Origin of the sequence: Halobacillus halophilus DSM 2266, from assembly GCF_000284515.1 — a bacterium.
Taxonomy (GTDB): Bacteria; Bacillota; Bacilli; order Bacillales; family Halobacillaceae; genus Halobacillus; species Halobacillus halophilus.
The window spans coordinates 3,072,998-3,093,576 of record NC_017668.1; the positions used below are offsets into that span (position 1 = coordinate 3,072,998).

A 20,579-nucleotide genomic window follows, 5' to 3' on the forward strand; every position below is an offset into this window, starting at 1 on the left:
ACATACCAAAAAGCCCCACCTCAGGTCATCCATAATTTGGATGACCTGAGGTGGGGCTTTTTGGTAGTTCTATATACAAAGAAAGAAGCACCCTCTACACTTTAGAGGATGCTTCCTTTTCTGTCGCAGACGCACGATGCTTAATCTCATAGGGAATAATAATACGCTTCGCAGGCTCCGACCGGTCTTTCACTTTTTCAATTAAACACTTAGCCGCCTGGCTTCCGAGCTGATAAATGTGAATATCTACAGTGGTAAGCGGCGGCCTAGTGACCTCGGACAAATACACGTTGTTGAAACTGACAATCGAAACATCCTGAGGCACCCGTTTACCAAATTCCTCAAGCATATTTACCACACCAATACTCATTAAATCGTCCGCAATTACAAGGCCGGTAGGAGGGTCAGGGAGATTAAACAGCTCATGCACCGCCTGCCTCCCGCCTGATTTTAAGAATTCGGTATGAATGCGATAATCCTCTAAGAAGGGCAAACCTGCTTCTTTTAAGGCCAGCTCGTAACCCCGCATTCGATCTACCGTCACAATTCTGTCCTTAGAGCCGCCGATAAAACCGATATTTTTATGGCCGAGGCTAATCAGATGGTTGGTAATGTCTTTGCCAGCTCTTACATTATCGTTATCCACATGTGTGATTTCATCCACGCGCTCCGATGGTTTTCCAACAACGACGAAGGGAAAATCCTGCTCAAGTAGAAAATTCACAACCGGGTCATCGATTTGGGAATATAGCAGAATAATGCCATCGACACGGTTGCTGTAGACCATCCGTTCTACACCTTCCTGCATTTCTTCATCCGTTTCCCCTGTACTCAGAAGCAAAGAATAATCTAAGTGATGAGCAACCGCACTGATTCCCCTCAACACTTCTGGAAAAAATGGGTTTTGAAGCGCCTTGTCTGCACTGGTAGGCATAACCACTCCAATGGACTGGGTGGACCGATTAGCCAGGTTTCGTGCATTGGCATTCGGATGATATCCCATTTCTTTCATCGCTTTTTTTACACGCTTCTTCGTTGCCGCACTGATCCGGGGGTGGTCCGCAATCACTCGTGAAACGGTGGACGGCGCTACTCCTGCAGCTTTAGCTACTTGTTTAATGGTTACTCCCAACACGATCACCTTCTATTTTTGTAAACAGTCTTTTTTTTAAATGGTATCTCTAATAATAACAGAAATCCAGGCAGGCTTATAGAAACCACCTGATTTCATTAACAAAAAGAAGATGCCTCATGTAAGTACAAAAGGCATCCTCCATCAATTAATCTGAATACCTTACAGGTTAGCCCTTCGTACCTCCGGCTGTCAATCCCGAGACAAAGTACTTCTGCAAGGAAAGGAACAATATAGAAATTGGCAGGGCAATCAAGACCGATCCCGCTGCAAAGAGAGTGAATTCATTCCCAAATTGATCAGCAATTAGTTCATATAACCCTACAGCCAACGTAAACTTCTCTTCTGTCCGAAGTAATATCCTGGCTAGAATAAAGTCAGTAAATGGAGTAATAAAAGTAAATAATGAAACAACTGCAATCATTGGTTTTGCAAGCGGTAGAACGATTTGCCAGAAAACGCGCAAGTTTCCGGCTCCATCCATACGTGCTGATTCATCCAGCTCTTTCGGTATCGTATCTAAATACCCTTTCATTAGGTACGTATTCATCGGTATGGCTCCTCCTGTGTACACCAGAATAAGCGCAAGATGTGTATCCAGTAGATTCGTTAAGTTCGCTAATGCATAGATCGCAATAAGAGCGGCGAAGTTTGGAATCATTTGCAGGATCAAGAACGTCATCAAGCCGTTTTTACGTCCATAGAACCGAAACCTGGAAAAAGAATAAGCTGTCATACAGACTAGTGCTACGGAAATCGCCATCGTTAAAAGACAGATCTTTATTGTGTTCCAATACCACAGCAAATAATTACTTTTCTCTAAATCGAATAACTCTTGATAGTGCTCAAAAGTGGCATCGGATGGAATGATCGATGAGCCTGATAAACTATTTCCAGGGTTGAGAGAAGAACCGACAATCCATAGGATTGGATACAGGATAATGGCAATCATGGCAATGATCACTACATAGGATAAGGTCAACTGTACAAATCTTTGTTTATTTGATCTCATATTACATCATATCCTCTTCTTGGAATGATTTCGTCCTTCTGAATTGCCATAAGGCCACAGTTATAACGATAAGGGAAAGGATCATGGTAATGGCGGCCGCTTTTCCATATTGCGCCGACGTCATGGTAAGCGAGTAGATCCAGGAAATCAAAATATCGGTTCCTCCTGCATTTTGATCGGGAACGGCCGGACCTCCTCCATTAAAAAGGAAAATAACGTTAAAGTTATTAAAGTTAAACGTATATTGCGTAATCATAATAGGTGCAGTAGCGTAAAGAACAAGCGGAAGTGTAATAGCTTTGAATTTCTGCATAATCGTTGCTCCATCGACTTCTGCCGCTTCGTATAATTCATTAGGAATCGATTGCAGAACCCCTGTAACCATGGCGAAGATAAACGGAAAACCAAGCCACGTCTGAATCATAATTAAAGCAATCTTAGTGTAGGTAGGATTGGTCAGCCATGGAATATCACCCAGGCCGAAAATAGCCATAATGTCTTCATTAATCGTACCAAACGTTTCGTTAAACATTCCTGCAAATACAAGAATAGATACAAATGCCGGGACGGCCCACGGTAAAATGAAAATGGTACGAATTGTTTTTTGCAGCACGATCCCTTTCTGGTTCATTAAGACAGCCAGGAATATTCCAAGAGCTACTTGCAGCGTAGTGGCCCCGAAAGTCCAAATAATGGTCCAGGCAAGTACACTAAAGAACGTATTACGCCAGATCGGGATCTGGAAGATCTCAATAAAGTTCTGGAAACCGACCCACTCTACTAAATTGGCAGGCGGTGAATGGTATAAATCATAATTAGTAAAAGCTAATAAGATTACAAAAAGAATCGGAAAGATAACCACAAATATCAGCAGCAGAAAACCGGGGGTCATCATTAAATATGGGAAGCCTCCGCCTACCAGGTTCTGATATTGCTGCCGTATGGAATTAGGGTGTTCATTCAAGTCCCTCTGTTTACCTACTTTAAAGGCATCGCTCAAATTCAATACATAGATACCGAGACCAAGAATGGTAATTAATACGGTAAGGATCCCTTCTACAAGCAGGACAATGGAATGATCATATGCGGGATCGCTCCCAAGGGTAATTAATCCCCAAAATCCAAACTGTAGTAAATCCGAAAAGGCCACGAAGAAGGATCCAGTTAATACGAGGAAGATCAATCCTTTCAGCCACTGTTTATTATAAAATTGTCCGAAGCCTGGAATGATTGAAAGCGCGAGCGCGATTTTGCGTTTATTTGTTGAAGGTTTATTTCCCTGCTCCCCCATGTTCAGTCTCCTTTCACTTTCTGTATGTATGGGTGAAAAAGGAAAGCAGTACCCGGTTAAAGGGGTACTGCACAGCCCTATTCGTTCCCTGAATGATTCAGTTCAATTTGTTTACTAATTGTTTCTGTTGCTTCATTTAAAGCATCTTCTGGTGAAGACTTTCCGGTAGCGATCAATTGAAGCGCCTGAGCCATTGGTTCCCATACTTCACTCATTTCAGGAATATTTGGCATTGGAATAGCACGTTCAGATTGAACTGCTACTGCATTCGCTCTTTCATCATCGGCAATAATTGGATCCTCAATTAATGATTGGATCGGCGGAATTTCATTCGTTTCTTCAAAGCGGATCTTCGCATTTTCTTCGTTCGCAATCCACTTGATTAGTTCAGAAGCCCATTCTTTATTTTCAGAAGCTGAAGATAGGTGCCATCCTTTCACACCAACAAAGGTTTGTGGATATTCACCGTTAGGTAATTTAGGAAGTGGAGCTACACCGTAGTCGATGCCCGCTTCATTAAGCGCCTGAAAAGCCCATGGGCCGTCCATCATGGATGCAACTTTTCCATCCTGGAAAAGACCGTCTTTCGCTGATCCACCACTCTCCCCAACGATACCGGCCGGGAAGATTTCCTCATACCATTTTTGAATGTAGTCGGCGCCTTCGATAGCTCCTTCATTGCTTAGCCCGAGATCCTGTGGATTAGGAGAACCGTTTTCTTCGCCAAATACATAGCCTCCATACCCGCTCATAACAGAGTTGGCAAAGTAGAAGTTATCCCATAAAGCAAGGAAGCCGTACTGTTCATCCTGCGTAAAGTCTTTAGAGAATTCGAATACTTCTTCAAAGGTTTCAGGTGCTTGGTCCATATGTTCTTTGTTGTAGATAAATACCGGGGTTTCTGTTGCTTTTGGAAGACCGTAAAGTTTTCCATCATAGGTTTCAGCTTTAACAGAAGCTTCCGTGTACTTGTCCGTAACGGATTGCTCATATTCAAGCGGAGAAATCAGGCCTTCAATGACCAATTGACCGATTTGGTCGTGAGGCAGTGTCAATACGTCCGGTCCTGTGCCTGCCGGACCATCTAAACGCAGTTGTTCACGCATTTTAGAGGACATGTCCAATTCTTTAAACTCGACTTTAATACCATGTTCTTCTTCGAAACTCTTTATTGCCGGCTCAAGAGCGACACCTTTGTCTTTATCCTCCCAGATTACCAGTTTTTCTGGTTTTTCTGGCATTTCACCTTCCGCAGAACTGTTGTTTTCTTCACTATCCGAGTTCGCTTCCTGCTCTCTTTCTGGTGCACAAGCAGCCAAAATTCCTACGGTCAGAAAAGCGATTAACAACGCACTTAACCATTTCTTCATCAACATAGACCCCCTAATTATTTACTATTCTATGTATGCGATCTACCAATCTTGTGAAACCGATTGCACACATCTTGATTTTTATTATACAAGCTTTTACAAATAATGCAAGCGGTTTCACAAGATTGGATTTAAAAGAATAGTAGAATTAAAATCCCCACAAAATAATCAATCATACACTTATTCTTAAGATTGACGGACCGCTGTTTTCTGTTATAGATTATTAGAATAGCCAGAAAAATTAATGCAATCGGTTGTTCAGAAAGGATGATGATTTTGATAAAAGAAGCCGTCTTTCACAGACCCGGTAATAATTTTGCCTATGCATATGATTCTGAAACCATTCATATTCGACTGCGTACGAAAAAAGAGGATATGAAAAGGGTAACTCTCATTCATGGAGATCCGTATATATGGAAAAAAGGGGAATGGCAAACAGAAGAAAAGCCAATGGAAAAGACCGGAAGTGATGATTTATTTGATTACTGGTTCACCTCCTTACAACCTCCATATCGACGACTCCGCTATTCATTCAAGCTCGAAAATGAAAAAGAAACGGCTGTATTTACAGAAAAAGGATTCTTTACTGAAGTCCCCCTCGATGAAATCGACTATCACTTTTGCTTTCCTTTTCTAAATTCGGCAGATGTGTTCAAGGCTCCTGAGTGGGTGAAAGACACGATCTGGTATCAGATTTTTCCGGAACGGTTTGGGAATGGAGACCCTTCCCTCAATCCGGAAGGCACCTTGCCCTGGGGAAGTGAAGAACCGGAGCAGGACAGTTTTTTTGGCGGAGACTTTCAAGGCGTAATCGATCACCTGGATTATCTAACGCAACTCGGAATTACCGGGATCTACTTTACTCCGATTTTTAAAGCTCATTCCAATCATAAATACGATACAACGGACTATATGGAAATTGATCCACAATTTGGAGATAAAGAGACTTTCCGCAAGCTGGTAAAGGCCTGTCATGAAAGAGGAATCCGTGTGATGCTTGATGCGGTCTTTAATCACAGCGGCTTTTATTTTGCACCTTTTCAGGACGTACTGAAGCGCGGAAAGAACTCTCCATATTCGGAGTGGTTCCACCTTTGGGAAGACAAAGTGAACACTTCTCCTGCACCGAATTACGATGCCTTTGCTTTTGAATCGTATATGCCCAAGCTGAATACCGAGAATTCTGAGGTAAAGCAGTATCTGCTGGATGTTGCCCGCTACTGGATTGAGGAATTTGATATCGATGGCTGGCGGCTGGATGTAGCCAATGAAGTCGATCATTTCTTCTGGCGGGAATTCCGTCGCACCGTTAAAGAAATCAAACCGGATACCTATATCCTGGGAGAGATTTGGCACGACTCCATGCCCTGGCTTCAGGGCGATCAATTTGATGCTGTTATGAATTATCCGTTTACCAATGCCGTCATTCACTTTTTCGCTAAACGTACCATAAGCCTTACTCGATTTAAGCATCAGCTTGCTCACGTACAGCATATGTATCCAGTTCCAGTAAATGAGGTATCCTTTAACCTGCTTGGCAGTCATGACACACCGCGGGTTCTAACCTATGCTGAAGAGCATAAACCCACCGCAAAACTCATGTACTTGTTCCAATTGTCTTACGAAGGAACCCCCTGCATCTACTATGGAGATGAGGTGGGCATGACCGGTGGAGAAGATCCTGGCTGCCGGAAATGTATGGTATGGGAGGAAAATGAACAGGACCAGGAGTTATTTTCTTTTCTTCAAACCATGATTTCATTGCGCAAAACAGAACCAGCGTTTGGCAGCGGGGGAAGCTTTCAATTTGTAGATTACGATGAAGAACTGCTTGCTTATGAAAAACGTTCTGATGAGCAGACCCTTCTATTTTTCATCAACCCTTCTGAGCAATCTAAAACAGCTGAGGTTTCTGCAAAAAAAGTTATGGAAAGCGACCATTATTCAACCGTTCAAGATGATGGAATAATCGTAGCTCCATATGGTTACGTCATCATTGAAAAATAAATGTGAAGGGCCAACTATACGGTAAATACCAAATAAAAAAATGATGAGGATCTAAATCATATTCATGATACAACTACTCAGGCTGCTTCTATATAAAAAGCTTCGGAAAGCGTTCAGGAAACTCACCCTGGACGCTTGTTTTATTATCCATCATAATAGAGTGAGTGACATTTCTTCTTCCTGAACAACATTTGGTGTTAGGTTACCTGAAATAATGGGAAGACTGTATAAGGAAGTCATTTTGAGAAAGAATCAGAAAAGGAGTGGATAACATGAACAACAGTCATTTTGACAAGATTAAGAACGGGGAAGGTTTCATCGCTGCGCTTGACCAGAGCGGTGGCAGTACGCCAAAGGCATTAGCAGATTACGGTGTACCGGAAGATTCTTATTCAAATGAGGACGAAATGTTCGATTTAGTTCACCAGATGCGTACCAGACTTATTACTTCACCTTCCTTCAATTCCGATCAAATTCTAGGGGTCATTCTATTTGAACAAACGATGGACCGCGAAATTGAAGGCAAGTACACGGCCGATTACCTGTCCGATAAAGGGATCGTACCTTTCTTAAAAGTAGATAAAGGCCTGGCCGATCAGGAAACTGGCGTTCAGCTTATGAAGCCTATTCATGATTTAGATGATACGCTGAGCCGTGCTAATGAACGCAATATTTTCGGTACAAAAATGCGTTCTGTCATCCACGAACCGAATACAATCGGTATCAAGGCTGTCGTAGAACAGCAATTTGAAATCGGTAAACAGATTCTGGACTATGATTTAGTTCCGATCATCGAACCAGAAGTTAACATTCACAGTGAGGATAAAGAACAGTCCGAAGAAATCTTAAAGGATGAAATTCTTAAACAGTTGAATGAATTGCGTGAAGATCAAAATGTTATGCTGAAGCTTTCCATTCCAACGAAAGCAAACACGTACAAAGAATTGATTGATCACCCACGCGTACTTCGCGTTGTCGCTCTATCAGGCGGTTATTCCCGTGATGAAGCGAATGAAAAACTGAAAGAAAATCATGGTCTTATTGCAAGTTTCTCCAGAGCGCTTATCGCTGATTTAAATGCCAATCAGTCTGAAGAAGAATTTGATGCATCACTGAAAAGTGCTGTAGATTCTATTCATGACGCTTCTGTTAATAAGAAATAAAGCAAATTGAAAATGCCGGGTTTACTTTTACGTAAACCCGGCATTTTTTATGTTTACAAAAATAAAAATACCATCATTGCTTCCAGGCAACGATGGTATTAAATATTTTAGATTATAGCGCTTCTTTGTACCTCTGATAATAAGCTTCAACATTGTTGAGCAGCAAAAGCTCTGTGTACAAATAAGTTTTTACATTAAAATCGTTAAAATCAATATTGGTCAGCTCTTGAATTTGTTTAATCCTATAGTTAAGTGTATTCGGATGTATGAACAACTCGTTCGCGGTCTGTTTACCTTTTCCATTGTTCGCAAGATATACCTCCAGCGTACGCAGAAGATCCGTTTGTTTCTCCTTGTCGTTCTGGATAAGAGTCAACAAATCATCACTGTAGTAGTCTTCAGAGCTATTTTTTTCGTATAAAGCCGCTAAATAGCGGTAGATGCCAAGCTTGGAAAACTCTCTAGGCATTGTCTCTGGACGAGGAGTAATGAAGTTCGCAATTTCGATTACCTCAAGGGCCTCCAGGAAACTTTTCCGCATATTAGCGAGGATGGCATATTCTTTCCCCACCCCAATAAGGAAGTTGTAAAATTCATCTTCCTCACTATGCTCTTTGATCTCGTCAATCAAGAACCTCGCCAGGTTGCGTGAGGAGAACTCTTCCTGGTGAACACCGTGAATAACAAGAATCATCTGGAATTCGGTCTTAAGAAAATGAACGCTTTTTCTTAAGGAAAAGTCCTGTATAGCTTTTTGCAGATAATCCAGCATGTACTTATACCGGGGAGCCGTAACTGAAAAAACGACAACCGAAAAACGATCCGGGATTGTAAGCTTAGCAAGGGTAGCGTCATGACGAAACTGACTTTCACTGTCGTATTCATGGTGGAGAAGTTTCCATAGAAGATCCTCTCTCCTTCCTTCCTTCGCGTTCATCCGTTCATAAACATCATAGATTAGTTTGCCAAGATGAGGTGTTACCTCTTCCAAAAATGTCAGTTCTTCTGTTGTGAGCAGTTCATCGGATTCCTGAACCCAAATGTACCCCATCGTGTACCCTAAATGTTTGGCAGATATAACAATCCGCTGGTGAAAGCCAAGTTCCTCAATTGGCTGAATCCGGATTGGATCCTGGCGCTTCTCGAGTCTTTGTACAATTCCCTCTTTTTTTAACCGATCAATGATGAAGAGTGGACATTTTTTGGAGAGAATCGTCTTTTGCTGAGTGAGATCAAATTCCTCAATTGATGAGCTGTAAGAAATCAATTCGAAGTTTTTATTTTCTATAATGACAGGCTTACGAAGTTTGGAACTGATCAGCTCGGTGGCTTTATGGATATCCTCTACTTGAAGAATTAACTCGTTAATTTCCATCTCAATCCTTACCTTTCCAAGTAGAATGGTTTCACTTATTTATTCTCCATTATAGCGACTTCATCAGGAAATCAAAAGCAAAAGAAAAAAGCTCCCCCGAAAACGGGAGAGCTTTATACACATTCATTTTAGAATTTTTCTGAGATTGTCTTCGCTAGCATATGAAGCGCTAGATAATCTGGTCCGCCGGCTTTAGAGTCCGTACCAGACATTTTGAACCCGCCAAATGGTTGGTAACCGACAATCGCACCTGTACAGTTACGGTTGAAATACAAGTTACCCACATGGAAATCTTCTTTTGCTTTTTCCAAATGCTGACGGTTGTCAGAAATAACTGCGCCTGTCAGACCATACTCGGTGTTGTTAGCAATGTCGATTGCTTCATCGAAGTCAGATGCTTTGGTGAAGCAGACCACTGGTCCGAAGATTTCTTCCTGCTGCATACGGGAATTTGGTGCAAGGTCAGCGAATACGGTAGGATCGATGAAGTAACCTTTGGAATCATCGCCTTTACCGCCGGTCATTAAACGACCTTCTTCTTTACCTACTTCCATATAGCCCATGATCTTATCATAAGCAGCCTGATCCACGACAGGTCCCATATATACATTGCCTTCAGAGGCATTTCCTACTGTTAATTCTTTCGTGCGTTTTACAACCATATCAAGCAGTTCATCGTAAACGTCCTGATGGACTACAGCACGGGAACCGGATGAACATTTCTGGCCGGAGAAACCGAACGCTGATGTGATAATGGCATCTGCTGCCGTTTCTAGGTTCGCTTGATTATCGACAACTACGGTATCTTTACCGCCCATTTCAGCGATAACTTGTTTCAAGTGGTTCTGACCAGCTTGAAGCTCGGCTGCACGCTTGATGATACGTGTACCTACGTCGCGGGAACCAGTGAAGGAGATTAATGCGGTTTTCGGATGATCGACAAGATAGTCACCTACATCTTTACCGCTTCCTGGTACATAGTTTAATACACCTTTTGGAAGGCCGGCTTCTTCCAGCACTTCTACAAATTTAGCAGCAATTACTGGGCTATTACTTGCCGGTTTCATGACTACTGTGCTTCCAGTTACAAGTGGAGCTACCGTTGTACCTGCCATAATCGCAAAAGCAAGGTTCCATGGTGGAATTACAACAGCTACACCAGTAGAAGTGTAAACGTAACGGTTTTGCTCGCCTGGACGACTCTCTACGTGTTTACCATCTTTCAATTCGATCATCTGGCGACCGTAATATTCAAGGAAATCAATTGCTTCAGCTGTATCAGCATCTGCTTCTTTCCAAGGTTTACCTACTTCGTAAACTAAATAGGCAGAGAATTCATGCTTACGGCGGCGAATGATGCTCGCTGCACGGAAAAGTAGTTCAGCACGTGCGCGCGCAGACCATTTTCTCCAGCTTTTAAAAGCCTCTGATGCGGATTGAACCGCTTTTTCAGCAATATCCTGATTAGCTTTGGAAACAGAGCCTACAAGCTGCTTCGTATTAGCCGGGTTAGTGGATTCGATTTGCTCATCCGTACGAATGCGCTCCCCATCTACTAATAAGTCGTGTTTTTGACCTAGTTCTTCTTTTACTTGCTTTAGTGCCTCTTCAAATGCTTTAACATTTTCCTCTTTTGAGAAATCTGTGAATGGTTCGTGTTTGTATGGTGTGACCATGAATAAAAACTCCCTTCAAAGAATTAAAAATTATTTACTAAAGATTCCTTTTATAGCAAAGGCTATGTTGGCTGGCCTTTCTGCTAAGCGCCTCATAAAGTATCCATACCAGTCTTCTCCATAAGGAAGATAGACCCGTACGGTGTACCCTTCATCTTTCAAATCTTTCTGCATCTGGTTTCGCATGCCGTACAGCATTTGAAACTCAAATTGATCTCTGGAAATTCCATGTTCCTCAACTAATTTCTTTGTATAGTCGATGATCGCATCATCGTGACTTCCAACAGCTGTGTAGTGACCATTCAGAAGATTTGTTTTAATCAACCGTTTTAAATTTTCATCTACTGATTCCTTTTCCGTGAAGGCTACTTTCCCTGATTCCTTGTAAGCACCTTTCACTAATCGAAGGTAAGGGTCATAGGGATGAAGATCTTTCAAATCTTCCTCCGTACTGTAGAGATACGATTGAAGCACGGTTCCGAGATTGTCATATTTTGCCTTCAAGGTTTTGTACATATTAAGGGTGGCCTGGCACCTTGAAGAGTCTTCCATATCAATCGTTACCGTTATACCGTATTTTTGGGCTTCTGCCAAGATCCCTTCCATATTTTCCTTAACAAGCTGCTCACTGATATCCATCCCCAGTGAAGTTAATTTCAAGGAAACTTCAGAGTTCAATTGATTATGAGCAATGGACTGAATTGTTTCGATACACTCCTGCTTTCGCTCTTTAGCTTCCGCTTCGGAATTAACGAACTCGCCCAGGTGGTCCACCGTAACTTCCAATCCTTCCTCGTTAAGCTGCTCAATCAATGGAATTGCCTGCGAAAATTTTTCTCCGCCTACAATCTTGTCAGCCCCAAATCTTGATCCATATCGTTTTGCTAAGCGGTCTAATACCTTGTTGTTTGACAGGTATAAGAAAAAGTTCTTACTTATGGCTTCCAAGACCACCACACTCCTTCAATCCTCTATTTCTTGCTTATGTGGAGTTTGCTTTCGATGGAATTCAAACAATTTCATCTGTTAAGAAAATTATAACGATTAATGGGTTGAAGCATCAACGTGCTCCAACCACAATCTTTACCACCTTGTTTTATGGTAACCCCACAATGCCGAGTCATTTTTTGCGTATCTGGGCTATTTTAACTGACTATTATTTCAATATATCAAGCGTACTAGCAGGTGTTCCCACTTCCACATAGGATCAAACCATTTCCACTCTTTTCTTTTATTTCCAATAGGCCGGTTTTCCGTAGCTCTGATACAACTCTTCCTCAAATCCTCGGGTAACCGCTTTATTTTTCTGGTACAACGGTCCTTTTTCAATGCCTTCTAAGGTTAAGGATATCTGGATTTGATCCTCGCTCCAATTAGCTTCCTCAATCCAATCTGGGGAAATAAGCGTAAATGCATGAGTGGACCAGCTACCTGTACTAACTACGAAATAACGGATGATCCATGTTTCTTCTTCTATTAATACATCTGTGATATAACCGGCATGTTCCTCACCCGCGAATACATCCGCGTGACTGAAGACGCCTTTCATATGGTTGACACTTATTAAATGATTAGATCGATCCGGCGTACTGACGGCTGTCTGCTGGCTTGCTGCTTCTGATTCGGGATTGAGCGGTGTATCCTGCTCACCCCAGACGCTTTCACCAGCCCAGTACTGACTCCAGTTGAAACGGTCAGCAAACTCAGCTTCTTTTTCTGGATCCATTTCTTTCTCATCGCGTAAGCCGGCCCCTTCCCGCAAGTCTTCACGAGTGTGATTGACTTCAATAACTTTCTTATCGAAATCAATCCGGCTAATTGCTGAAGGTGATAGATAGATGATTTGATCAGGGAACCATTTCTCGGATGCAATGGTCAAATAACGGATTGTATAATTCTCATCATCAAGATATAAATCTTTAATTTTTCCCATTTCTCCATCTTGAGCTACGAGTGTCAGTTTTTCTAAACTAGTAGCATTCAAAAACATAGTTTTTCACCTCTTAATAGTATTTGTTTCTTATTAGACAATTCCCACTCTACTTTAGAGGTTAAACGGGAAAATAGTGGTTTTTGTTATATTAAAATAACCCTGGAAAGTTTTTTATACTTTCCAGGGCACTATAGTAAACATAGATTCAGCTTCCAACGACAGCTTTTCGTAAATGATCGGCAAACGCGAGCAGCTTGTCCATATCCGATACATCTTCTTCGAATAAAGGTACTTCCACTAATTCCTGCTCTGAGAAACTTTCTTTGATTTGTTTCAGATAGGTCTGTTCCTGCTGTCTTCTCCGCTCTAAGAACGTGCCATCAGCGTGGGAGGGAAGTACTTTATTTATAATTAGTGTCCGAATGGGAAGGTCATGCTGGGCAAGCTGTTTGATCGCTTGCTTCGTTTCTAATATAGGCAGCCGCTCTGGGATCAGTACAAAAATAAAACCCGTCTTCTTCTCGTCGAGAATGATTTCACGTACAGCTGCAAATTTGTCTTTTCGTTTTTGTAAAATAGTAAAAATCGGATCCTCTACGGGTTCGCCGTCATTAAGCAGTTCGGTATAGTTCTGGTTCGTTTTTCGCCGGCGTTCCAGCATGCCGTCGATCCAGACAGACATCAGCTCAGGCAGGGAGAGCAGCCGCACTGTGTGACCGGTTGGAGCCGTATCGAACACGATTTTATCAAAGTTCGGTGCTTCATCTAGAATGATCGAAATCAATCGGTCGAACAAGGCCGCTTCATCTGCTCCCGGCGAAGCACTAGCCATGTCGATCTGACGATGCACTTCCTCCACCATTTTGGATTTGACCAGTCCTTCCAGATTTTCTTTTACCTCCTGAATGTAGCGCTTTGATTCCAGCTCCGCATCCACTTCCATTCCCCACAGATTAGCGTCAAGTTTTGTTTTCTCATGCTCCAGCTTTTCATGGAATATATCACCGAGATTATGAGCAGGGTCTGTGGAAACAACTAGCGTTTGATACCCTTCTCTGGCAAATGCAGCTGCCATCGCAGCCGAGGACGTAGATTTACCGACTCCTCCTTTACCACCGACAAATACGATTTTATTTCCCTGTAGGTGATTCATAGATTATCTCTCCCTTTCTTCTCTCTCAGCAGCAGCGTATTCCATCTAGCGGTGATTTCTCCATTCCCATCCGCAGATGCCAGTCATGGAATTTTTCGATAATGTAAGGATACAGTTCCAACGTATAATAGAAAGCAGGGTTCGGGATCCCAAGCATGTCTGAATAGACCAGCAGCATAAATAAGTCATCTTCATCTCTCAGTTCTCTGGCAATTTCCTGCTTGTGAGGGAGACTGAGGACTTCATCGTACCACTCAATAAGATTCTTCAATGAAAATTTTTTATCCATTCATTACCCTCCTGTTTCAGCTTGAAGTTCGCGCTTATAGGCTTCATGATTTTCAACGAGTTTTCCATTTATAAAAATAGCATTATATTTCATGTGGAAAAGAATGTACTTCCCAGCTTTTACAAGAGAGAGGTGCCGCTCCTTCACTTGTTTTAGAAAATAGAGGAAGATGGCCAGCATATTTCTGGGGTCGAGGAAGGTAATCTGCACAAGGTCGCCGTATTCACGTTCTGTTTCCTGATATAGTCTTCCTAAGGCTTCCCTGTCCTCTTCATGATGTTTGAATTCGTCCTGCATATGAATCAGTCCATCACGGTCACTGCAAATCCCTCCACAGCATCCCATCCCGACTTCCTGCTCTGGACGAATGATCATAACTTCCACCATTATATAGTCCTCCTTTTTATCCACTCTAAAATCCTTGTTAGTTTTACAGTAAAGCTCCCATTACTTGAAGACTCAGTTTCGAGATAAATGGGTCCTTTACGTTAGATGGACAAGGGCTGGTGGGGAAATAAATCGCTTTCCTATGGGGGAACGGTGAGCTTCCTCGCTCGTTTCACTCCCTGTGGGATCTCACCTAGTCCCTTCTCCCATGGGAGTCTCATCATTTCCCCACCACCCCAACTATAATGTTGCGAACGGACCCTTCCAGAAGAGAATGGTTCTCCTCCGTAATCTGTAGGGAATGCTATCATGACGGGCTGTGTGGGTCGTTATATCCTAACTACATGGTCTAATACTTCATTATGCAGGTGATGGTTAAAGTGGTTTCGAGCTTCTGATTTGGCCAGGTCCGGAGGGGGATGATGAAGACTCCTGCGGGATAAACATGATCGGTGAGACCCCGGAAGTCGAAGACTGAGGAGGCTCAGCACATGCCCGCGGAAAGCGAATCATCCCCCGCAGGACCTTTCTTGTCATAAAAGTATCTCGAAACTGAGTCTTCAACTATCTGGCCCTTTTGTTTAATAATCACCTCTTTATTTTCATGCAATCTGAAAATAAGAAAGCCGCACGCAGGACGTGCGACTCTTATTTTTACGCACTCTTTTGTACAGAGTCGCGATCATTCTTAAATATGGCTGATGCAGCTGTTAGTAGAATCCAGAAAGTGAAGACAAGGATAATTGCTCCAAAAGTAAATAACATCCAGTCACTGCCTTCAGCCCATGGCGCCCACTCTCCAAGTACCTGGGTAATCATTGCCCATAAGGTCATAAACATAAGGAAAACCATCGGAATCAGGGTTGGCCAGTAGCTTCTTCCGAGTCGTTTCAGCCAGATGGATACGAGCAATAAGCTGATGCCGGCAAGCAGCTGGTTGGAAGTCCCAAACAAAGGCCATAACAGATAACCTCCGGAACCAAATCCTTTCGGTCCCTGAGGAATCAAAGTCAAAGCTGCACTGGAAACTACGGCAACTGTAGTAGCTACATGCGTTTTCGTAAGAGGAGTTATCTTATACTCGGTCCCAAGCTCTGCAATAATATAACGCATTAACCGGACAGACGAGTCCAGCGTGGTTGCTGCAAAACTAACTACAATAACGGAAACTATCGTCGAAGCGACTGCAACAGGAATCCCAAGACCCGCAGCGAGTTGTCCGGCTCCCTGAATAAATACACCTAGACCGGCACTGCTTGCAGCCGTGAAACTACTGTAAGTCGCTGTAAACTCTCCTGCTGTCGGGAAGAACGTAACGACAGCTATAATAGCAACGAGCGCGAGTGCTCCTTCCCCAACAGAACCTAAATAGCCTACAAACCTGGCGTCCATTTCATTGTCCAACTGTTTGGAAGAAGTACCGGAAGATACCAGTCCGTGGAAACCCGAAATCGCTCCGCATGCAATCGTAATGAATAACAACGGGAACCAGGACGTATCCGCTGTCGAATTCGTCACGGGAGCCGTAATCTCAGGGTTCGTGAAAAGTAAGCCTAAATACAATAAACCAAGTCCGACGATCAACTGGTGAGAGTTGATGTAGTCACGAGGCTGAAGCAGCTTCCAGACAGGAAGAGTCGAAGCGATATAAACATAAGCCATTAACACAACGATCCATACTAAAAAGGCCATGGATGTGGCACTAAGTCCAAAAACCGATGATGCCCCTTCGCCCCCGAAATATTTCACTAAATCAATTTGCAATACGGGAACATAGCTTGCCACAATAGCTGCCAAGTACATAACGGCAAGCGCTATAACTGACGGAAGCAACATATTCCCTTTTTTCTTATACACGCTGTAGCCAATCCAAATGGCCAGTGGAATTTGAATAAATACAGATACGACGCTTGCCGGGAATGAAATAAACAAGTTTGCAATTACCCAGGCAAACACAGCGTTAACCATCAGTACTAATAATAGAATTATAAATAAAAACAGCACTTTCGCTTTTTGACCGATCAGCTTGCTCGCCAGGGTTCCAACTGATTGTCCCTTATTCCTAACCGATAATACTAATGTACCAAAATCGTGGACTCCTGCTGCAAAAACGGTACCAAGTAGAACCCACAGAACAGCCGGCAGCCAGCCCCAATACACGGCAATAGCCGGACCAACAATTGGCGCAGCTCCAGCAACAGACGTAAAATGATGCCCCCAGAGGACAAACTTATTGGTCGGCACAAAATCGACCCCATCCTTATACTGATGGGCAGGTGTTACATAGTTCGGATCCAGCTTATAAATTTTCTCAGCAATGAATTTCGAATAATACCTGTAGCCAAGAATAAAAACAATACCTCCAACTACCGCAAGCCAAATACCACTCACAATACCCCTCCTCCTTTATGTATGCGTTTCCATACTTATGATATTATACTACAATTTTTTCCTATCCATCAACGCTGTTGACTGATTTATCAAAAAATTCAGCCAAATGTAGGATGTATTGTCGAATGTGGAATTCTTTAGGAGGTCTAGGAAGATAGGCATATATGAAGGGCGACTTTAATGCTTAGGAAGCAGAAGAACCCATAAAAAAAGCTTACAGACTCCATTTGAATAAGAGCCTGTAAGCCTATAAATACAAAACTATTCTGATGCAATACGGCCCAGGAAGAAGCCGTCAACTTGATCCATTCTTCCACGCCAGAAGAATTGACCTTCGGCGGGAGTAGGGCTTGAATCCCCGTTATAAACTTGAGCATTTTTCAGATGAATATAGCTTACGTCTTCTTGATTTTGATCCTCAGCATTCTGGCTGGCCTGGGAAAGCTTATTGCTGATTTGTTTTGAAACATCATTTCCCCCATCAAAAGATTGGCTGGCGGAATCCAAATATTTCTGAGCAGATACCGTTGTCCCGGTTACTAAAGCACCGTTGATGTTCAGAGTGATATCCAGGGAAAAACCGTGTTGATTGGCAGCTTTTACATAAGTCATGAGTAAATCGTCCATATTATCTTCTCCCTTCTATTAATTACTACTTTTAGTTAGTCGTATCATCATTGGTTGATAGTGATGTTTTCTGCTTATTACTCTTGGAATCTTTGTTTTCGTTACTCTGTTCTTTGGATGCTGCTACTTCTTCGTGTGAAGAAGTAGCTATCTTCTCTTGATTCGATGAAGGCTTTTCTTCACTGTCAGAAGAATTCTCTTCTTGCTGCTTGCTGTCTCCGGAATTGCTTGACTGCTGGTTCTGTTCTGAGGAATTATTATCTGGCTCGAACTGCTTAATTCCTGAAGATTCGTTTGCTTGATTTTGGTTTTCTTGAGAACTATCTTTTGCCTGTTGGTTATTACCGGCTGAAGCAGAATTGTCCTGCTCATTCTGTTCTTCTCTAGTTTGAGAAGTACCTGATTGCTGGTTGGATTGTTCAGGGTTACCGCCTGGTTGCTGCTGCGTATCCTCTGATGAGTTACTTGATTGATTCTGATCATTATTGTCCTGTGAAGCATTATCTGATTGCTGTTGATTCTCAATAGGATTCGTATTGATTAATGTCGTTTTGGAACTACCTTTTGCATCATCATTTTCGGATCTCCTGAATCTGCTGGCTACATCGCTGGTCCTTTCTTTCGTTTTATCTCTAAAGCTCTTAAAGCTAGAACCAGCTTTAGAACTTGCTTCACTCACCTTCGTACTGGCACTTGAAGTAGCTTCTCCTACTCTACTGCCGGCTTCACTAATTTTAGACCCAGCTATTGTACCTGCTTTACTAACTTTTGTGCCAGCTTTACTTACGTTCTCCTTCAAAAAGGCTCGTTTACTTCTTCCTTCCTCTTCTTGTTCATGATCATTTGCATGATGATGGTCCGCTTCTGAGTTATCGTTTTGTTTCTCAGAGGTGTTCTCATCGTCAGATGATTTTAGTTTCTTAGCCGTTGTCATTAACCCGGCTGCCAAACCTATGGCGCTTCCAATGACCGCTCTTGACGTTTTACTATTTACGTCAAATTTTGACTTCTTTGCACGGTCATCTTCATTCTGCAGACTGGTTTTTTTATCACTCATGATTGGTCCTCCTTTTTTAATATCGACTGTTTTGGCTCATATTTTTTTCTAACTGTTCTAAACGCTTGGAAAGCTGTTCGTTTTCTTTTTCTAATTCCTTCGTGTTCTGCTCAGCGGCTTTGGAGCTTAGGAATGGGTCTGTTTCCCACCAGTCCATACCAATTTCTTTTGCTTTATCTACAGAAGCAACGATGAGGCGGATTTTAATGGTCAATAATTCTACATCCGCTATACCGACTCTGATATCACCTGCAATCACAACACCCTTATCTAAAACCGTTTCCAGTACATCTACGATACTATTAGACTGTGTTGACTGTTCGATAGCCATGGGTTGAACCTCCTTTTCCTACAATAAGTTTCCTAATGGACCCAGATCGATGTTCAAATCCTCATCTTCTAATTCAAAAATATCTTTAAGTTCATCCATTTTCACTTCCAGATTCATGAGGGCTACCCCTAATTTTTCAATTTCTTCTTCAGTTAAGGTGCCGCCATCCACTCTTCTGATAGCGTGGCGTTCCACAAGCTGACGGAGTAATTCTATAACCGTTAAAACCAGCTGGGCGAGACCTTGTTCTGCCCCTTCTGGATCTAATTCAATCCGCCCGCTTTTGACCGGCTGATGCTCAAGATCGCTCTGTGACATATTCGAGTGCCTCCTTTTCTTCATCCATACGTTCAGAGGAAATGGATTTTGCTCCTTGCTGGTTCGATTGCACTAAGGTTTCTACGGCTGAAATCAATACTCGTAAATCCAGATAGACGAGATCAATCCCGGCAATGGAAATGACTAAATCTCCTTTAATAGCCACACCTTTATCCAAAACGGTATCCAGGATATCAATCAGAGAAATATCTTTATTTTCATATTGTTCTCTTTCACTCATCACTTAGACCTCGCTTTTTGAGAGATTGACAAAATGGTAGGCCGGCCATGGACCGGTCACTTCGAATTTCCAGCCGGCGTGCTGATGCTCGTCGTTCGCTTTCGTCACTTCTTCTAAAAAGCCCTCCACCTGATCTAAAGGCAGTAGAAAAGCGCTGTTCCAGCACATCTCTTCGTCTTTACCTGTGACATCTTTGTTCCAAGTCTTTTTCACCACATCCTGATCACAATACGTGCTCAATTTATCGTGAAAGCTTTTAGAAAAAGAATTTAGTTCTTTTTCAACTTGTTCATCCACCAGCTGGTCCAGTTTTTTACGCTGCAAATACTGCTTACCTTTCGACATACCTTCGATTTCTTCTTTTTTCTCTTTTATCGTTAAATCATGCTCGGCCACTTTCTCTCTTAAAGAAGGCCGATCACAATAGATTTTAAAGTTCCATTCTTCTTTTTCTTTTAGATTATCAAGTAGTTGAACCCAGTCACCTGCGTAGGTACTCACCATATCTCCCAGACTATTTTCACTTTGGTAAATCGTACAAAATTTCATTGGGATAATCGTTGTCCGTTCTCGCAGTTTGATTAATGTCTCATGGTGATGGAAAGCTTTATCTTTCACCCATTCCATGTCCTTCGTTTTTTCTTCAAGGACTTTCTCGCCGTAATCTTTCTCCTCAACACGGCAAACTACGGCCGCACATTGATCAAAATTGATCGTATGAAGAACATGCTCTTCATCAATGCCTGTCAAGTCAGAGAAGGGCTGATCTTCTTTTTGAATAGGTACGATGCCGTATAAATAAATTAGTTCGCTCATCTCTCAAACT

The 20,579-nt window shown here is 42.4% G+C and carries 20 protein-coding genes; 2 read left to right on the forward strand and 18 right to left on the reverse strand.

Translation table 11 applies throughout. The features are described 5' to 3' along the window. Positions 1–94 precede the first annotated feature (94 nt). From HBHAL_RS15205 to HBHAL_RS15220, 4 genes are all read right to left on the reverse strand, one after another. Positions 95–1,132 carry a LacI family DNA-binding transcriptional regulator gene (locus HBHAL_RS15205; RefSeq protein WP_014644343.1) on the reverse strand — a complete coding sequence of 346 codons (1,038 nt, stop codon included), beginning with the start codon at positions 1,130–1,132 and terminating at the stop codon, positions 95–97. A 169-nt stretch (positions 1,133–1,301) separates the two neighbouring features. Continuing rightward, on the reverse strand, positions 1,302–2,144 hold the full coding sequence (locus tag HBHAL_RS15210) for a sugar ABC transporter permease (RefSeq protein ID WP_014644344.1): 843 nt from the start codon (positions 2,142–2,144) through the stop codon (positions 1,302–1,304). A 1-nt stretch (position 2,145) separates the two neighbouring features. Beyond that, on the reverse strand, positions 2,146–3,435 hold the full coding sequence (locus HBHAL_RS15215) for a carbohydrate ABC transporter permease (RefSeq protein ID WP_014644345.1): 1,290 nt from the start codon (positions 3,433–3,435) through the stop codon (positions 2,146–2,148). Positions 3,436–3,512: 77 nt separating this feature from the next. Further along, positions 3,513–4,805, reverse strand: a complete 1,293-nt coding sequence (locus HBHAL_RS15220; RefSeq protein WP_014644346.1) for an extracellular solute-binding protein — start codon at positions 4,803–4,805, stop codon at positions 3,513–3,515. A 276-nt stretch (positions 4,806–5,081) separates the two neighbouring features. Here HBHAL_RS15220 and HBHAL_RS15225 point away from each other — a divergent pair, with 276 nt between their 5' ends. Next, complete coding sequence (locus HBHAL_RS15225; protein WP_014644347.1) at positions 5,082–6,812, forward strand: alpha-glycosidase; 1,731 nt, start codon at positions 5,082–5,084, stop codon at positions 6,810–6,812. Positions 6,813–7,084: 272 nt separating this feature from the next. After that, the gene (locus HBHAL_RS15230) at positions 7,085–7,975 is read left to right on the forward strand and encodes a fructose bisphosphate aldolase (RefSeq protein ID WP_014644348.1); all 891 of its coding nucleotides are present in this window, start codon (positions 7,085–7,087) and stop codon (positions 7,973–7,975) included. A 112-nt stretch (positions 7,976–8,087) separates the two neighbouring features. Here the strand turns inward: HBHAL_RS15230 and HBHAL_RS15235 are convergent, their stop codons facing one another. From HBHAL_RS15235 to HBHAL_RS15300, 14 genes are all read right to left on the reverse strand, one after another. Next, entirely contained in the window at positions 8,088–9,350 is a 1,263-nt protein-coding gene (locus HBHAL_RS15235) for a PucR family transcriptional regulator (protein WP_014644349.1), read from the reverse strand. A gap of 128 nt (positions 9,351–9,478) precedes the next feature. Further along, entirely contained in the window at positions 9,479–11,026 is a 1,548-nt protein-coding gene (gene pruA, locus HBHAL_RS15240) for an L-glutamate gamma-semialdehyde dehydrogenase (RefSeq protein ID WP_014644350.1), read from the reverse strand. A 30-nt stretch (positions 11,027–11,056) separates the two neighbouring features. Beyond that, complete coding sequence (locus tag HBHAL_RS15245; protein WP_041601402.1) at positions 11,057–11,974, reverse strand: proline dehydrogenase family protein; 918 nt, start codon at positions 11,972–11,974, stop codon at positions 11,057–11,059. A 283-nt stretch (positions 11,975–12,257) separates the two neighbouring features. Further along, the gene (locus HBHAL_RS15250; RefSeq protein WP_014644352.1) at positions 12,258–13,016 is read right to left on the reverse strand and encodes a PRC-barrel domain-containing protein; all 759 of its coding nucleotides are present in this window, start codon (positions 13,014–13,016) and stop codon (positions 12,258–12,260) included. Between the two features lie 148 nt (positions 13,017–13,164). After that, entirely contained in the window at positions 13,165–14,112 is a 948-nt protein-coding gene (locus HBHAL_RS15255; protein WP_014644353.1) for an ArsA family ATPase, read from the reverse strand. Between the two features lie 25 nt (positions 14,113–14,137). Next, a complete protein-coding gene (locus HBHAL_RS15260) occupies positions 14,138–14,401 on the reverse strand; it encodes a cory-CC-star protein (RefSeq protein WP_014644354.1) in 264 nt (87 codons plus the stop codon). Positions 14,402–14,404: 3 nt separating this feature from the next. Beyond that, on the reverse strand, positions 14,405–14,788 hold the full coding sequence (locus tag HBHAL_RS15265) for a hypothetical protein (protein ID WP_014644355.1): 384 nt from the start codon (positions 14,786–14,788) through the stop codon (positions 14,405–14,407). Between the two features lie 654 nt (positions 14,789–15,442). After that, positions 15,443–17,179, reverse strand: a complete 1,737-nt coding sequence (locus HBHAL_RS15270; RefSeq protein ID WP_014644356.1) for a carbon starvation CstA family protein — start codon at positions 17,177–17,179, stop codon at positions 15,443–15,445. Between the two features lie 261 nt (positions 17,180–17,440). After that, entirely contained in the window at positions 17,441–17,806 is a 366-nt protein-coding gene (gvpU, locus tag HBHAL_RS15275) for a gas vesicle accessory protein GvpU (protein ID WP_014644357.1), read from the reverse strand. 31 nt (positions 17,807–17,837) lie between these two features. After that, positions 17,838–18,863: a hypothetical protein gene (locus HBHAL_RS15280; RefSeq protein ID WP_014644358.1), complete on the reverse strand. Its 1,026-nt coding sequence runs from the start codon at positions 18,861–18,863 to the stop codon at positions 17,838–17,840. A 16-nt stretch (positions 18,864–18,879) separates the two neighbouring features. Beyond that, on the reverse strand, positions 18,880–19,194 hold the full coding sequence (locus HBHAL_RS15285; RefSeq protein ID WP_014644359.1) for a gas vesicle protein: 315 nt from the start codon (positions 19,192–19,194) through the stop codon (positions 18,880–18,882). Positions 19,195–19,212: 18 nt separating this feature from the next. Then, positions 19,213–19,512 (reverse strand): gas vesicle protein K, encoded by a 300-nt coding sequence (locus HBHAL_RS15290; protein ID WP_014644360.1) that lies wholly within the window; start codon positions 19,510–19,512, stop codon positions 19,213–19,215. Next, a complete protein-coding gene (locus tag HBHAL_RS15295) occupies positions 19,493–19,753 on the reverse strand; it encodes a gas vesicle protein (protein ID WP_014644361.1) in 261 nt (86 codons plus the stop codon). The genes HBHAL_RS15290 and HBHAL_RS15295 overlap by 20 nt, the downstream gene beginning before the upstream one ends. Positions 19,754–19,756: 3 nt before the next feature. Further along, positions 19,757–20,569: a GvpL/GvpF family gas vesicle protein gene (locus HBHAL_RS15300; protein ID WP_014644362.1), complete on the reverse strand. Its 813-nt coding sequence runs from the start codon at positions 20,567–20,569 to the stop codon at positions 19,757–19,759. Positions 20,570–20,579 lie beyond the last annotated feature (10 nt).